Below are 15348 nucleotides of genomic sequence, written 5' to 3' on the forward strand. Positions count from 1 at the left end.
GTTTCGTTACCGCTGGGTCTAATGCAAAGCTACCGTCTGCGCGTTTGCTGAACGCGTAAAAAAACCCGCGTGTCGATTGGCACGCGGGCTTCGCATTGCACTGCGTCACGCAAAGTTTGCGCGACGCGTGTGTCGATGCGGTGTTTTTACTGGCGCTGATAAATCTCCGCGCCGCTCTTCACGAATTCGACCGCTTTCACTTCCATGCCTTTACGCAGCGCTTCGTCGTCGCTGACGCCCTGTTGCGCGGCGAATTCGCGTACGTCCTGCGTGATCTTCATTGAGCAGAAGTGCGGACCGCACATCGAGCAGAAGTGCGCGACCTTTGCGGAGTCCTTCGGCAGCGTTTCGTCGTGGAATTCACGTGCTTTATCCGGATCGAGACCGAGATTGAACTGGTCCTCCCAGCGGAACTCGAAGCGCGCCTTCGATAGCGCGTTATCGCGCACCTGCGCGCCCGGATGGCCCTTCGCGAGATCGGCGGCGTGCGCGGCGAGCTTGTACGTGATGATGCCTTCCTTCACGTCGTCCTTGTTCGGTAGGCCGAGGTGTTCCTTCGGCGTTACGTAGCACAGCATCGCGGTGCCGAACCAGCCGATCATCGCGGCGCCGATACCCGACGTAATGTGGTCGTAACCCGGCGCGATATCGGTCGTCAGCGGCCCGAGCGTGTAGAACGGCGCCTCGTCGCACCATTCGAGCTGCAGGTCCATGTTCTCCTTGATCAGCTGCATCGGCACGTGGCCCGGACCTTCGATCATCACCTGCACGTCGTGCTTCCACGCGATCTGCGTGAGCTCGCCGAGCGTCTTCAGTTCGCCGAGTTGCGCTTCGTCGTTCGCGTCGTAGATCGAGCCGGGGCGCAGGCCGTCGCCGAGCGAGAAGCTCACGTCGTACGCCTTCATGATTTCGCAGATGTCCTCGAAGTGCTCATAGAGGAACGACTCGCGATGGTGCGCAAGACACCACTTCGCCATAATCGAGCCGCCGCGCGACACGATGCCGGTCATCCGGTTCGCGGTGAGCGGCACGTATTGCAGGCGCACGCCCGCGTGAATCGTGAAGTAGTCGACGCCTTGTTCGGCCTGTTCGATCAGTGTGTCGCGGAAGATCTCCCATGTCAGGTCTTCGGCCTTGCCGTTGACCTTTTCGAGCGCCTGATAGATCGGCACCGTGCCGATCGGCACCGGGCTGTTGCGGATGATCCATTCGCGCGTTTCATGAATATGCTTGCCGGTCGACAGGTCCATCACCGTGTCGCCGCCCCAGCGGATCGCCCAGGTCATCTTGTCGACTTCCTCGCCGATCGACGACGTGACCGCCGAGTTGCCGATATTCGCGTTGATCTTCACAAGGAAGTTGCGGCCGATGATCATCGGCTCCGTTTCCGGGTGATTGATGTTCGCCGGAATGATCGCGCGGCCGCGTGCGACTTCGTCGCGCACGAACTCGGGCGTGATTTCCTTCAACGCATTCGCGCCAAACGCGGCGGCGCCGAATGCCTGGCCGGGATGCTGACGGCCCATCATGTCCGCGAGCTTCGCGCCATTCGGTCCGCTTGCGCGCAGACTCGCGAGATATTCGGCGCGCCGCTGGTTCTCGCGAATCGCGATGTACTCCATTTCGGGCGTAACGATGCCTTTCTTCGCGTAGTGCATTTGCGACACGTTTGCCCCCGCGACCGCGCGGCGCGGCGTGCGATGCAGGCCCGGGAAGCGCAGTTGCGCGGTGGCCGCATCGGCGGCGCGCTCGCGGCCGTATTCGCTGGTGAGGCCGGGCAGCGACTCGGTGTCGTTACGCGCTTCGATCCAGCGCTGGCGCAGCGCGGGCAGGCCGGCGCGGATGTCGATGCGCGCGTCGGGGTCGGTGTACGGGCCCGACGTGTCATACACATAGACCGGCGGATTTTTCTCGCCGCCGAAGCCGGTCGGCGTATCGGCCTGGCTGATTTCGCGCATCGGCACGCGAATATCGGGCTGCGACCCGGTGACGTAGATCTTGCGCGAATTCGGCAGCGGCGCGACGGCGGCCGCATCGACATGCGCGTCGGCGGAAATGAATTTCGGATTGGCGTTCACGTGGCTCTCCTGTGGCGGACCGCTTCTGTTAGAGCTACACGGGAGACGAGAGGAAGTGGGACGGGTTCGCGAGAGGTTGCAGACTGAAGCGGCGAGACCCGAACGCTTCCCTGCGCTGGCATTATCCAGATCAGGTTCAAAGGGTATTTCTCACCCACGCTACGCGATATTGGCAGCCGGCCCGGCAGATCGGCACAATGCGCGACCTGCGGAAAACGGCGGACAACGATGCGTAACGCAGGACCCCCGCGTTAGCAGCGAACAAGATACCCTGGCTTGGCGGTGCTTGGCAACCCGTGCCGACGTGGGATCACGACTAAACGTTTCGCGTGCCGGAGTATACCTATTCGTGACTGCGCGCGACCGCACGGCCTGCTAGCCTGTCGAGGCTCTCGTTAGGGTCGACATCAACGTCGAAAAATTCAGTGCCGCGCACCGGTGTCGCCGCTCATACGATTCGAACCGGCCGTTCACCCATCACCTGATAAAAATTTTCGACTGCCGGTGTCATATCGGCGATGGCGCTTCGACAAACGTTCGGATCCGGTCAGCGGACCGCGCGATGAGGCCTTTCAACGAGCTTCTGAGAGGCGGGTTTCATCGCATGCAGGCACGCGTGGCGATGTCAGCCGCGCTGTATGGCGAGGTCTGTAAGCGGATTGAACGCAATGATCGAAGCCTGGCTGCGCGCTCGATCGTCGCTCGCAATGCAACGCACAACAGAAGGCACAACGTAAGAGGAACGTATGATGGCAACCCCCCACGCCGACGCGCCGCAACGCCCCGCGCAGGCGCGTACCGCGCCGCCGCCTGCTGCCGGTTCGCGTCCGGTTCACCCGCTATGGGTGCGCATTGGCCACTGGCTCAATGCCCTCGCCGCGATCGTGATGATGCTGTCGGGCTGGCGAATCTACGACGCGTCGCCGGTCTTTCACAACTTCTCGATTCCGCCGAACCTGACGCTCGGCGGATGGCTCGGCGGTGCCCTGCAATGGCACTTCGCGGCGATGTGGCTGCTGGTGTTCAACGGCATCGTGTATGTCGCGCTGAATCTCGCGACCGGCCGGCTCGTTCGCAAGTTCATGCCGGTGTCGCCGCGCGCGGTGCTGCGCGATCTGATCGCTGCGCTGACCGGCAAGCTGTCGCACGCCGATCTGAGCCACTACAACGCGGTACAGAAGTTTGCGTATCTGTTTGTGATGGTCGACCTGCTCGTGCTCGTGTTGTCGGGCCTGGCCATCTGGAAGTCAGTGCAGTTTCCGCTGTTGCGCGAGTTGATGGGCGGCTACGACAACGCGCGCATCGTGCACTTCTGCGCGATGGCGTTAATGGCGGGCTTTCTCGTCGTGCATCTGGCGATGGTCGCGCTCGTGCCCCGCTCGCTGCTCGCGATGCTGCGCGGCCGGTAAGGAGAACGTGATGAACGACCAGAATCCTCGCGGACAAATCCGCAAACTCGACCGCAGCCTGATTTTGCAGGACGCGAAGCGCGAACTGGCGATGCCGGCGCGCCGCCTGTTCGGCAAGCAGTTGCTGACGCTCGGCGGACTGTCGATGCTGACCGGCTGCTCGCTGACCGACGACGACTCCGTCAACAAATTTCTGACCGCGGTATCGCGCCTCAACGATCGTGCGCAAGCTTTCCTGTTCGATTCGAAACAGCTCGCGCCAACGTACACCGAAGCACAGATCACGCGACCGTTTCCGTTCAACGCGTATTACGACATCGACCAGGTGCCGCAGGTCGACGCGTCGACTTACCGTTTGCAATTGAGTGGCCTCGTGACCGGCAAGCGCACGTGGACGCTGCCCGAACTGGTCGCGTTGCCGCACGCGGAGCAGATCACGCGGCATATCTGCGTCGAAGGGTGGAGCGCGGTCGGGCGTTGGGGCGGCACGCCGTTCGGCGACTTTCTGAAGCGCGTCGGCGCGGACACCAGCGCGAAGTACGTGGGCTTCAAATGCGCGGACAACTATTACGAAAGCATCGATATGCCGACCGCGCTGCATCCGCAGACGCTGCTCGCGTTCGATTACGACGGCCAGCGTCTACCCGCGCAGTACGGCTTCCCGATGAAGCTGCGGATGCCGACCAAGCTCGGCTACAAGAATCCGAAGCACATCGTCGAAATTTTCGTCACGAATACGTACCCCGGCGGTTACTGGAGCGACCAGGGGTACAACTGGTTCGGAGGCTCCTGATGCGCGTTAGCGTAGTTGCGATAAACGCGCAGCAGCAGCTTCGGAAGGCACCCGGCACCGCCGGTTCATATCAAATCAGACTGGATACACACACGGAGTCAATCATGAAAAAACTCGCCATGATCGCAGCGGCAGCAGCATTCCTCGCGACCGGGACGGCAGCGTTTGCGCAGGCAAGCGGCGCGATGTCGAACGATTCGATGTCGCATGGCGCGATGTCGAACGACAAGATGTCTCACGACAGCATGTCGAAGGACGGCATGTCGAAAGACAAGATGAAGCACGACAAGATGAAGAAGGGCGGCGACGCGATGGGCATGGGCCACGAGGCGTCGGGCGCAATGGGGCAGTAAGCGCGACGGCGCCGATGCGCCGTTCGGTTTAGAGCTGCATCAGGCCGCCGGGGCGATCTCGGCGGTGCACGGGAAGCCGGGCACGTAGACAGGCGTGCGCCGGCTTTCTGTTTTCCGAAGCGTGCTTTCGGATGGGACCGCGGTGAAAAGCGCAGTGAAAAGCGCAGTGAAAATGGCCGCAAGCACTGCGTCGCCTGCACGTTTCGTTACGATTCTGTCTCCGGCGGTCAAAACGGTTACTGCATAATGCGGGGGCGCCGCTTGCGCAACCGGTTGCGCGTCGCTTGCAATCATCCTGTGATCGATTTGCGATTCGCTCGATCGGGCGTGAGCCGCACCGTCCCCCCGCCTTGTTCTACCGTACTACTGCCATGCGTTTCAGCCTTACCCGCGTCGCCGCCGCCGCGCCCGTTCGCGCAGCGATCGTTGTCGTGTTGCCGCCCGGTCGCCGCCGTCCGGATGGTGCGCCGACCGGCACCGGCGGGTGCGGCTCATGCGCGTGACGCGTGCCGGGCGGTTTCCGTTCCGCCTGCCCGAATCGACGGGCGGCCGCATCGCGCTCGCGCTTGCCGTCGTCTACCTGGTCTGGGGTTCGACGTACCTGTGTGTGCACGTCGCGCTCGGCTCGTTTCCGCCGCTTCTGATGTCGGGCCTGCGCAATTTCTTCGCCGGTATCGGCCTCTTTATCTTTGCCATGCGGCGCCGCCCGCCATGGCCGCGTATCGAGCAGATACGCAATGCCGCGGTGGTCGGCACGATGCTGGTCGGCCTGTCGAGCGGGATGCTCGCGTACGGGATGCGCACGGTCGGCACCGGCACCGCGGCGGTGATGGTCGCGACCGTGCCGCTCTTCGCTACCGTGATCGCCGCGTTGGCCGGCCGCCGTATCGCACGTGGCGAATGGTTCGCGGTCTGCCTCGGGCTGGTCGGCATCGTGATCCTGAGTCATGGCAGCACGTCGCAGGGCTCCGCGGGCGGCAGCCTCGCGATTCTGTGCGGCGCGCTGTTCTGGGCCGGTGGCGCGCACCTGGCCGGGCGGCTTTCGCTGCCGTCCGATCTGTTTCTGTCGACTGCATTGCAAATCGGGCTGGGCGGTGCGATCTCGACGCTGGTCGCGTGGGTGTCCGGTGAACGGATGCTCGAGCTGCACTTTCTTCCCGTGGTCGCGTTTCTCTATCTGATGCTGATCGGCACGATGGCCGCGTATGTTGCGTACGGCTATCTGATTCGCCACACGAGTCCGATCGTCGCGAGCAGCTGCATGTATGTGAATCCGCTGGTTGCGGTCGCGCTGGGCGCGCTGCTGCTCGCCGAGCCGGTCACGCGTTCGACGGTGATCGCGACGGTCGTCATTCTGTCGAGCGTCGGGCTGTCGTTCTGGTTCGACTACCGGCGACGTCCGCGAGCGTAAGCGGCGCACACACCGAACCGCGCGACGCGACGCGGTTCAGTTCAACGATCGCTACGATCCCGATGTGGTAACCGCTGCACGAACCGTGTAACGACGGCTCGTCGCGGCTCGTCCGGCGTGCTAGCGCGTTTGCATTGCCAAGGGCGGCTACGCATTTCGATGAAGTCTTCTAACTGTCCAGGTCCTTTATCTGACAGGTCACCTTTGATGTTTGCAGTGCGTACTGCTGTGGTGCGGCACACAGCTTGCTGAATGCGGTCGTCCAAACGACGCTGATCGCGACGATCGACGAGCATCGATTCGCCGTACTCGGCGACCAGGGACAGGAAGGCATGCCGCCGTTTGGAAGGTCCGCTGCGCAACTGACCACAACAACCGGACGCGCAGCGGCGCCTGCGGTACGCCCCACATCAACGGGCACCCGGATGCCCGCTATCAGGGAGGTGGTAAATGAAGCTCATCCGTACGATTGCGACGCTGGTCGGAGCGGCGTCTTTGGTAGCGGCGTGTGGCGGCGGGGGCCACGACGTCGGCAAGGAACTCGGCCTGACCAACCCGGTGATGCACTTCGTGCATGCCATTCCAGGCGGCCCAAGCGTCGACTTCCTCGTGAACGGCGCTGCGCTGCAGTCGAATATCAGCTACAAGCAGGTGACGAATTTCGCGAACGTCAACACCGGACAGACGGTGGTCGGCTATGCGCCGACGGGCAGCACGACCGCGCTGGCAAGCGGCACATTCTCCGACGTCGCGAAGGGCCACGAATACACGGTGATCGCGGTGCCGGGACTGACCGCGCCCGACATTGGCCTGATCGACGACCCGTTCGACAAGGGGCTATTGTCGAACAGCGCGCGCGTGCGTTCGTTCAATGCGTCGGTGAACGCGCCGAATGTCGACCTGTATCTGGTGCCGGCGGGTACCGACGTCAACGCGGTAAGCCCGACGTTGGCCGGTGTGTCATTCAAGAACGCGGTGCCGGCTTCAGGACAGGATTCGGTCTATCTGAGCGGCGGCACCTATGTGCTGATCGCGACGACCGCCGGCACGAAGACAGTTATTTTCCAGTCCGATCCATTCTCGCTGGCGAACAACGCAGACTGGCTCATTACGACGGTGCCGATCGCCGGCACGCTCAGCCAGCTGTTGCCGAACCAGATTCACCTGCTGGTCGCGCAAGGCGGCAACACGTCGCAACCAGCGCTCGAGCTGTCTAATACGATAAACGGACAATAACGACGGTGCATCAGGGAGGAGCAGTACTAGCGGCCCGCATAGGCGGGCCGCTTTTTATTGCTGCATGGTCAATGCATTCAGTAGATCACTTGTTCTTCTCAGCCGAATTGGTGATCGCATTGCCGCCCTTCGAGATATCCTGGCCGGCGCCGGAGACCGTATTGCAGGCAGAGAGCGTGGCCGTGCCGGCAGCCACGAACAAAAGCAGAGCGATGAGTCGAGTCATGAGTCTTCCCCTTATGAAGGATCCACGATTGAGTTCGCAAGTGTGCATCGGGCACGCTGCGTATCGTTTCGACCCGGCCGAATACGCCAGCCGATTCCGGTCTGATTTCAGTCCGCAGCAAGCGGCGTTCCCGCCCAACGGCGGGCGACCGGAGCGGGCACGCGCGTGCGTCGGCATGCGGGTCCGTTCCGTGCTAGCCAGGGAATGTCGATCGCTTGATACGAGGAGGAAGCCATCATGCTGAAGTGGGCGCTGTTCTTCGCCATTGTGGCCGTGATCGCCGGATTGCTGGGTTTTACCGGCGTGGCGGCGGGCGCCGCGGCGATTGCGAAGATTCTGTTTATCGTGTTCGTCATCCTGTGCGTCGTGTTTCTCATACTCGGCTTTGTCGTGACGAAGAAGATCGTCGACTAGCTGCGCTAGCCGCGAACAACAACAACGCATCATGGAAAAAAGGAGCGTCGTCAAGCTGCACTACGCACTCGTGTTCTTTGTGATCGCAATCATCGCCGCGGTCTTCGGTTTTACCGGCATCGCGGCCGGCGCGGCTGAAATTGCGAAGATCCTGTTCTACATCTTTCTGGTGGTGTTCGTCGTCACGCTGTTGCTGGGCGTGTTCCGGACGTAGCCATTTCAACTTTCCGTACGCGCGGCGTCACGCGATAAGCGTGCGCCGCGGTCCCCACCAATCCTGTTAGGAGCCAGTCAATGTCGAAGTCATCTGAAGCGCAGGGCACTACGATGAAAGGCCCGTTCGTGATGGACCTCGAAAAGATTCGCGCACAGGCGCGCAAGGATATGGACGACGGTCCGGTCACGCAAAGCTACAAGGCGGACCGGGATACGGTGCTCAGGCTGCTGAACGGCGCGCTTGCCACCGAACTGGTCTGCACGCTGCGCTACAAGCGTCATTACTTTATGGCGAAGGGCATTAACTCGGAAGCGGTCGCGCAGGAGTTTCTCGAGCATGCGAACGAAGAGCAACAGCATGCGGACCAACTGGCCGCGCGTATCGTGCAACTGGGCGGCGCGCCGGATTTCGCGCCGGACAGCCTGAGCGCACGCTCGCATTCCGAATACAAGGAGGGCACCGACCTGACCGATATGATTCGCGAGAATCTTGTCGCCGAGCGAATTGCGATCGATACCTATCGCGAAATCGTCCGCTACCTGGGCGACGCGGATACGACGACCCGGCGCATTTTCGAGGAAATCCTGGCGGTCGAGGAAGAGCACGCGGACGATATGGCGGATCTGCTCGCGAGCCGTTGACGACGAGGGTTCCCGGCGGACAGGCGGATCAAGGCCGGGGACGCGCACGCGCGCCGCACGGGGCGCTAACGGTGGTTGCGGGCGCAACGTTGGCCGCGCGTGAGACCGGATGGGCGATGCCGCGCGCGAGCGCATTCGTGCGCGGCGGCGCTCGCCATCACTGCGACGGGGCGAGCGTACCGCGCCCGGTGCGCAGATGGTTCCATGCGGCAATGCCCGTGAACAGCAGCCCGGCGATGCTCACGCCGACCCAGCCGAAGCGCGGCCACACTAGCGCCGCGACCAGCGAGCCGAGTGAGCCGCCAATGAAATACGCGACCATGTAAACCGTATTCACGCGGCTGCGCGCGTCGGGCTTCAGCGCATAGATGCGCGACTGGTTCGAGATCTGCGCGGCTTGCACGCCGATGTCCAGCACGATCACGCCGATTACGAGACCCGTCAGGCTCGATCCCGACAGCGCGAACAACACGAACGATGCGGCGCTTAGCGCGATCGATAGCGTCACGACCGCGCGCGGACCGCGCCGGTCCGCGGATTTGCCGGCAAGCGGCGCGGCGAGCGCGCCTGCCGCGCCGACGATGCCGAACAGCCCGGCCGCCTGCGGCCCGAGATGAAACGGCGGGCCGGCGAGCAGCAGCGCGAGGGTCGACCAGAAGATGCTGAACCCCGCGAACAACGCGCCGCCGGTGACCGATGCTTCGCGCAGCCCACGCAATTCGGTAGTCAGATGCCACATTGACGCGAGCAACTGGCCATATGGCAGCGTCGACGTCGGCTTGCTGCGCGGCAGACGCAACACGATCACGACCGACAGTGCAATCAGCACCACGATCGACGCACCGAACACCGCGCGCCAGCCGAAGTATTCAGCGACAAAGCCCGCCGCGGTGCGGGCGAGCAGGATGCCGAGCAACAGGCCGCTCATCACGATGCCGACCGCGTGGCCGCGTTGCGACGACGGCGCGATTTCGGCCGCGAACGGCACGGCCTGCTGCGCGATCGTCGCGAGGATGCCGATCGCGAGGCTCGCGGCCGCGAGTATCGCAAGTGTTGGCGCGAAGGTCGCGAATAGCAGTGCGACGCACAGCGCGGCGGTTTGCAGAAGGATCAGCGCGCGGCGGTCGAAGCGGTCGCCGAGCGGCGCGAGCAGCAGCATGCCTCCCGCGTAGCCGAGTTGAGTCGCGGCCGGAACGATGCCGACCCACGCGGCGCCATGCGGAAACGACTTGCGCAAATCGTCGAGCAGCGGCTGGTTGTAATAGATGTTCGCGACCGAGATACCGGCGATCGTCGCGAGCAGCAGCAGCAGGCTGCTCAACGAGCGATCGGACGGCACGGAGCTTTCGGAAGTGGACATGTGCGGCTGATGGTTGGAACGGCGAACTCTGATCGGCGGAGTGCCCTCGTGCGGAGCCCCCGATCGGCGGGAATATGAAAGGGGCCGTTAGGCACACGTGGTTGCGCGCGACTGTCGGCCGGGCATGGGGCGCCGGCGCGCGACACGGCGCGCCACGCAAAAGACCCATCGCGACGCCCACCGGGCGTGCCCGATGATACCGGACGCGCGCCGATTTCGCACCGGCGCGGCGAGCTTGCCGCTGGTTCGCTACGCGTTCAGCGAGTGGCGTCGATTCGTCGCATCTGCTCGTCGTGTCGGTTGGCGGTCAATCGATCAGCGCGCCGGCGGGCTCATGGAACGGGTACGGACCGTCGCCCTGATCGACATACGCGTGGTGCGTGACCAGACCCGATGCCACGTCATACCGATGCAGCGCGAACGCAGGTGCTTCCATGCGAAACGCCGACGGCGCGTCGTCGCGCAGGTCGAGCGCCACCTGATGCGCGGGCGCGGGCACCGCCGACGCGATCGTGCCGCCGAAGCGCGCGAACATCGGCCGGTGCACGTGTCCGCAGATCACACGTTCGATATTCGGATGATGCGCGATCAGCGCTTCGAGATTGCGCGTGGCGCTGGGCTCGAGGCGCACGCGGTCCATATGACCGATGCCGGAGACGAACGGCGGGTGGTGCAGCGCGACGATCACCGGCTTGCCTTTCGTCGCATCGAGCTGCGCGGCGAGCCACTCGATGCGCGCCGCGCACAGCGTGCCGCCGCTTGCGCCGGGCACCATCGAATCGAGTGCGAGCACACGCAGCGGGCCGACGTCGACCGCGTATTGCACGAATTCGCCGCCGTCGAACAGTTCCTGCCGGTCACTGAACACCGTGCGCAACGCGGCGCGGTCATCGTGATTGCCGACCAGCAGGTAAAAAGGCATCTGCAACGGCGCGAGCAGCGCTTTCAGATGCTCGTATTGCTCGACATCGCCCTGGTCGACGAGGTCGCCGGTCACGATCACGGCGTCCGGGCGCGGCGCGAGTGCGTTGAGCGCCGCGACGCAGCGGCTGAGGTACGCGGCGGTATCGACGCGGCGATACGCGAGCGCGCCGGGACGTTTGATGTGCAGGTCGCTGATCTGGGCTAGCAGCATGAAAGCCTCTGACTGTTCACGAAAGGGCAAGGGACGGATGTCGGATGGGACGTGGGGGCGCGTTTCACGAAGTCTTGCGTCACGATAGCGCAATCAGTGCATCCTCGGCGATCGAGATGCCGACCGCGGTGCCGCGCGCAAGCTCGACCCGCCCCGCGACGTCGACGATCAGCGCGTCGGGTGCCGCATCGCGGATCGTGAGCCGCGTGCGTTCGCCGAGAAACACCGCATGCTCGATGGTGCCGCGCAATTGCGCGTTCGACGGGTCGGCGAGCCACGCGTCTTCGGGCCGGAAGAACACTTCGTGCGCGGCGTCGGCGCCGTTTTGCGCATCATCGGCCGCCGCCGCGCGAGGCGGCGGCGCGGGCACGGCGCCGCCGCGCGTCGTGAGCATGCCGTCGCGCCATGCGCCGGCCAGCCGGTTGATCGTGCCGATAAATTGCGCGACCGCGCGATTGGCCGGCCGGTAGTAGATGTCGCGCGGTGCGCCGATCTGTTCGATGCGGCCGTGGCTCATCACGACGATGCGGTCGCCGAGTTCCATCGCTTCGGCCTGGTCGTGCGTCACGTAGACGGTCGTGATGCCAAGCTCGCGCAGCAGCGCGTTCATCTCGCCGCGCAATGTGTCGCGCAGCCGCGCATCGAGTGCGGTCAGCGGCTCGTCGAGCAGCAGCACGCGCGGCCGCGGAGCGATCGCGCGGGCCAGCGCGACACGTTGACGCTGACCGCCCGACAGTTGATCGACCGGCTTGTCCGCGTGTTCGGTGAGCCGCATCATCGCGAGCAGCTCATCGACGCGGCGGCGCGTCTCGTGTGCGGGCACGCGGCGGATCTTCAATCCATAGCCGATATTGCCGCGCACCGTCAGGTTCGGGAACAGCGCATAGTTCTGAAACACCATGCCGACCGCGCGCCGCTCGATCGGCAGCGCGGTCACGTCTTCGTCGCCGAAGTGCACGCGGCCGCCCGTATCGGGCGTCTCGAGACCGGCGATCAAACGCAGTGTGGTGGTCTTGCCGCAGCCGGACGGTCCGAGCAGCACGAGCGTCTCGCCCGCGCCGATCCGCAGTTCGAGCGGTTCTAGCACGCGCGCGCCGCGATACGTCTTCGCGCAATTCGACAGTGTGATGGGCACGGGGGCGAGCTTCATGATGTCAGTCCGTTGGCGTCGGAGCGGGAAGGGTGCGCCACAGCGGTGTCTTTTTGCGCGCGCGCGGCGCGTCGCTGGCCGGTTGCATCGACGCCGAGCCATTGCATCGCGACGAGCAGCGGCATCGTGATGATAAAAAACACGATGGTGTAGGCGCTGCCCACTTCGATGCGCATCGACGCGTAGGTATCGGCGAGGCCGACCGGCAGGGTTTTGGTGTCGGGCGTGTGCAACATCCACGTGAGGTTGAATTCGCCGATCGATAGCGTGACGACCGCGAGCGCGCCGGCGACAATGCCCGGCCGGATATTGGGTAGCACGATCGTCACGAAACGCTGCGTGAAGCTCGCGCCGAGACTTGCCGCGCCTTCTTCGAGTGTGCGCAGTCCGGCGCTCGCGCAGACCGCGGCGACCGCGCGCACCATGAACGGCAGCGTGAACACGACATGGCCGACGACGATAAACGCGGCGCTCAGCCGGAACGCGGTGAAGCCGCCATAGACGACCAGTAGCGCGAGCGCGGACGCGAGCCCCGGCAATGCGACCGGTAGCACGAGCATCTCTTCGATCACGCGCGCCACGCGCGTATTGCTGCGCGCGAGTGCATAACCGGCCGGCACGCCGGTGAGCAGCGTGATGACAAGCGTGGCCGCGGCCACTTCGAGCGACAGGAACACCGACGCGTGATACTGCGTCCACACTTCGCCGAGCCAGCGCAGTGTGAGGCCGCTCGCGACACCGCGAAAGTAGTTGACGGTGAGACCCGCGACGATCGACATCACGATCGGCACGATCAGAAACGCGCACAACGCGAGCGTGACGAACCATTGGCCGGCCGCCAGCCAGCCGCGCACAGGCGGCAATGCGAGCGCGCGGCGGCGCCGCTGCGTGGTTGCATCCGGACGCGTATCGAGCATCGTATTCATGCGAACGGGCTGGTCTTCGTGCATGCGGCAGCCGCTATGCGGTGGCGGCGACGGCCGCGCCGGTCGCGCTGCGCGCCACCGCTAGCACCGTCCACGTGACGATGCCGAGAATGATCGACAGGCCGGCGGCCGTCACCATGTTCGCGCTTAGCGTGAACTGCGTGTAGATCGTCATCGGCAGCACGTCGATATCGGTCGCCAGCGTAAAGGCGGTGCCGAACGCGCCCATCGATGTCGCGAAGCATACGGCGCCCGCTGCGATCAGTCCCGGCGCAAGCGCGGGCAGCACGATGTCGCACAGGATCCGCCACGGCGACGCGCCGAGCGAGCGAGCGGCTTCCTCCAGCGACTTATCGAGCCTGGTCGCCGATGCCATCACGGTGACGATCACACGCGGAATCGAAAAGTACAGATAGCCGATGAAAAGGCCGGCCATCGAGTACGCGAAGACCCAGCGGTCGCCGGTCAGCTTCATCGACAGCGAGCCGATCAGGCCCTGGCGGCCGGCTAGCATGATCACCATGAAGCCGACCACCACACCCGGAAACGCGAGCGGGAAGGTGAGCAGGGCGAGCAGCGTGCGCTTGCCGGCGAATTCGCGGCGCGCCAGCAGCAGCCCGGCGATCACCGACAGCACGAGCGTCGTCACGGTCACCGCCGCCGACAGCACGACAGTCTGGCCCAGGCTGCGCATATAGCTCGCGTTGGTCACGAGTGCCGCATAGGTCGCGAACGGATGACCGTCGCCGCTGACCTGCACGAGCACCGCGATCGGCAGCAGCCAGAACGCGATAAACACCGACAGCGCCGGCGCGATAAACGCGATGCGCCAGCGCTGCGGGAACGTGATGTCGTTCAATGCATCACCTGCAGATACTGCTCCCCGAAGCTTTGCTGCTTATCGGCCATCTTCGCGAAGTCGACGGCTTTCGCGCGCGCGTAGTCGGTGGCCGGCAAGAACCTGCTTGCCGCGTCCGAGCTTATTTCGTTCGCACGCACCGGTCGCAGATACGCATTCGCCCACAGCTTCTGACCTTCGTCGGACAGCACGAAGTCGAGCACCTTCTTGCCGTTCGCGTCGTGCGGCGCGCCCTTCACGAGGCTCATCACGTACGGGACCGAGATCGTGCCTTCCTGCGGAATCACGAATTCGACGTTCGCGTGATCCTTGTACTTTGCGCGGTACGCGTCGAAGTCGTAGTCGAGCAGGATCGGAATTTCGCCGGACAGCACGCGTGCATAGGCGGTCTGCTTCGGCACGATCGGATCGTTTGCCTTCAGCTTGCGGAACCAGTCGAGGCCGGGCTTGAAGTTGTCGAAGCTGCCGCCGAGCGCCTGATTGACCGCGACCGCGCCCGCATAACCGACGAATGAGCTCGACGGATCGAGATAGCCGATCATCCCTTTGTACTCGGGCTTGAGCAGGTCGGCCCATGAACGCGGCACGGGTTTGCCTTCGAGCGCGTCCTTGTTGACGAAGAAGCCGAGCGTGCCCGAATGGATCGCGAACCAGTAGCCTTGCGGGTCCTTCATATTCGCGGGGATGTCGTTCCAGTGCGCGGGCTTGTACGGCTGGATCACGCCCTTGTCCTTCGCCTGGAACGCCGACGACACGCCAAGATAGACCACGTCCGCGACCGGGCTCTTTTCTTCGGCGATTAGCTGCGCGATCGCCTGGCCGGAGTTCTTGTTGTCGAACGGGACGCGAATGCCGGTCTTTTGCTGGATCGCTTTGATCTGGCTTGCCCAGTCGGCCCATTCCGGCGGGCAGTTGTAGCAGATCGCGGATTCTTCCGCGTGGGCAAGCGGTGCGGTGGCGAGGGTGCCGAGCACGGCGACGGCTGCAACCGTCGCTGCACACGCGGCGGCGGCAGTGCGTGATGCAAGACGGCGTAACAGCGTGTCGATTTTCGTGGGGCGAGGCAGATTCACAGCGTTTCTCCAAGGCGGTGTGAAAAGGGCGAATACGAAGCGCCAGGGCATCGGCGTGCGACACGCG

At 64.1% G+C, this 15348-nt stretch carries 16 protein-coding genes; 8 read left to right on the forward strand and 8 right to left on the reverse strand.

Annotated elements, in window-relative coordinates; translation table 11 throughout:
• Positions 1 to 146: 146 nt before the first annotated feature.
• Positions 147 to 2078 carry a phosphomethylpyrimidine synthase ThiC gene (thiC, locus tag BX592_RS23640; protein ID WP_134195105.1) on the reverse strand — a complete coding sequence of 644 codons (1932 nt, stop codon included), beginning with the start codon at positions 2076 to 2078 and terminating at the stop codon, positions 147 to 149.
• Between the two features lie 749 nt (positions 2079 to 2827).
• On the opposite strand from thiC, the gene BX592_RS23645 reads away from it, so the two are divergent.
• From BX592_RS23645 to BX592_RS23665, 5 genes are all read left to right on the forward strand, one after another.
• Positions 2828 to 3487, forward strand: a complete 660-nt coding sequence (locus tag BX592_RS23645) for a cytochrome b/b6 domain-containing protein (RefSeq protein ID WP_134195107.1) — start codon at positions 2828 to 2830, stop codon at positions 3485 to 3487.
• Between the two features lie 10 nt (positions 3488 to 3497).
• The gene (locus BX592_RS23650; protein ID WP_134195109.1) at positions 3498 to 4280 is read left to right on the forward strand and encodes a molybdopterin-dependent oxidoreductase; all 783 of its coding nucleotides are present in this window, start codon (positions 3498 to 3500) and stop codon (positions 4278 to 4280) included.
• A gap of 104 nt (positions 4281 to 4384) precedes the next feature.
• A complete protein-coding gene (locus tag BX592_RS23655; protein WP_134195111.1) occupies positions 4385 to 4633 on the forward strand; it encodes a pentapeptide MXKDX repeat protein in 249 nt (82 codons plus the stop codon).
• Between the two features lie 493 nt (positions 4634 to 5126).
• Positions 5127 to 6044, forward strand: coding sequence for an EamA family transporter (locus tag BX592_RS23660; protein ID WP_134195113.1), 918 nt, complete (start codon positions 5127 to 5129; stop codon positions 6042 to 6044).
• Between the two features lie 450 nt (positions 6045 to 6494).
• Positions 6495 to 7280 (forward strand): DUF4397 domain-containing protein, encoded by a 786-nt coding sequence (locus BX592_RS23665; RefSeq protein ID WP_134195115.1) that lies wholly within the window; start codon positions 6495 to 6497, stop codon positions 7278 to 7280.
• An 85-nt stretch (positions 7281 to 7365) separates the two neighbouring features.
• Here BX592_RS23665 and BX592_RS23670 read toward each other — a convergent pair whose 3' ends face one another.
• Positions 7366 to 7506: an entericidin A/B family lipoprotein gene (locus BX592_RS23670; protein ID WP_134195117.1), complete on the reverse strand. Its 141-nt coding sequence runs from the start codon at positions 7504 to 7506 to the stop codon at positions 7366 to 7368.
• Positions 7507 to 7743: 237 nt separating this feature from the next.
• Here BX592_RS23670 and BX592_RS23675 point away from each other — a divergent pair, with 237 nt between their 5' ends.
• The 3 genes from BX592_RS23675 (at position 7744) to BX592_RS23685 (ending at position 8778) form a co-directional block, all read left to right on the forward strand.
• Positions 7744 to 7920, forward strand: a complete 177-nt coding sequence (locus tag BX592_RS23675) for a DUF1328 domain-containing protein (RefSeq protein ID WP_134195119.1) — start codon at positions 7744 to 7746, stop codon at positions 7918 to 7920.
• A 31-nt stretch (positions 7921 to 7951) separates the two neighbouring features.
• Positions 7952 to 8134, forward strand: a complete 183-nt coding sequence (locus tag BX592_RS23680) for a DUF1328 family protein (RefSeq protein ID WP_134195121.1) — start codon at positions 7952 to 7954, stop codon at positions 8132 to 8134.
• An 80-nt stretch (positions 8135 to 8214) separates the two neighbouring features.
• The gene (locus BX592_RS23685; protein ID WP_134195123.1) at positions 8215 to 8778 is read left to right on the forward strand and encodes a ferritin-like domain-containing protein; all 564 of its coding nucleotides are present in this window, start codon (positions 8215 to 8217) and stop codon (positions 8776 to 8778) included.
• A gap of 157 nt (positions 8779 to 8935) precedes the next feature.
• On the opposite strand, the gene BX592_RS23690 is transcribed toward BX592_RS23685, so the two are convergent.
• The 6 genes from BX592_RS23690 to BX592_RS23715 all read right to left on the reverse strand — a co-directional run bounded on the left by BX592_RS23690 (position 8936) and on the right by BX592_RS23715 (position 15332).
• Complete coding sequence (locus tag BX592_RS23690; protein WP_134195125.1) at positions 8936 to 10138, reverse strand: MFS transporter; 1203 nt, start codon at positions 10136 to 10138, stop codon at positions 8936 to 8938.
• A gap of 307 nt (positions 10139 to 10445) precedes the next feature.
• Positions 10446 to 11273, reverse strand: coding sequence for a phosphodiesterase (locus BX592_RS23695; RefSeq protein WP_134195127.1), 828 nt, complete (start codon positions 11271 to 11273; stop codon positions 10446 to 10448).
• Positions 11274 to 11352: 79 nt separating this feature from the next.
• Positions 11353 to 12423, reverse strand: coding sequence for an ABC transporter ATP-binding protein (locus BX592_RS23700; RefSeq protein ID WP_134195129.1), 1071 nt, complete (start codon positions 12421 to 12423; stop codon positions 11353 to 11355).
• Positions 12420 to 13349, reverse strand: a complete 930-nt coding sequence (locus tag BX592_RS23705; RefSeq protein WP_134195131.1) for an ABC transporter permease — start codon at positions 13347 to 13349, stop codon at positions 12420 to 12422. Before BX592_RS23705 ends, BX592_RS23700 begins: the two co-directional genes overlap by 4 nt.
• 34 nt (positions 13350 to 13383) lie before the next feature.
• Entirely contained in the window at positions 13384 to 14208 is an 825-nt protein-coding gene (locus BX592_RS23710) for an ABC transporter permease (protein WP_134195133.1), read from the reverse strand.
• A complete protein-coding gene (locus BX592_RS23715; RefSeq protein ID WP_377681650.1) occupies positions 14205 to 15332 on the reverse strand; it encodes an ABC transporter substrate-binding protein in 1128 nt (375 codons plus the stop codon). Before BX592_RS23715 ends, BX592_RS23710 begins: the two co-directional genes overlap by 4 nt.
• Positions 15333 to 15348 lie beyond the last annotated feature (16 nt).

The organism is Paraburkholderia rhizosphaerae (assembly GCF_004366595.1).
GTDB lineage: Bacteria > Pseudomonadota > Gammaproteobacteria > Burkholderiales > Burkholderiaceae > Paraburkholderia > Paraburkholderia rhizosphaerae.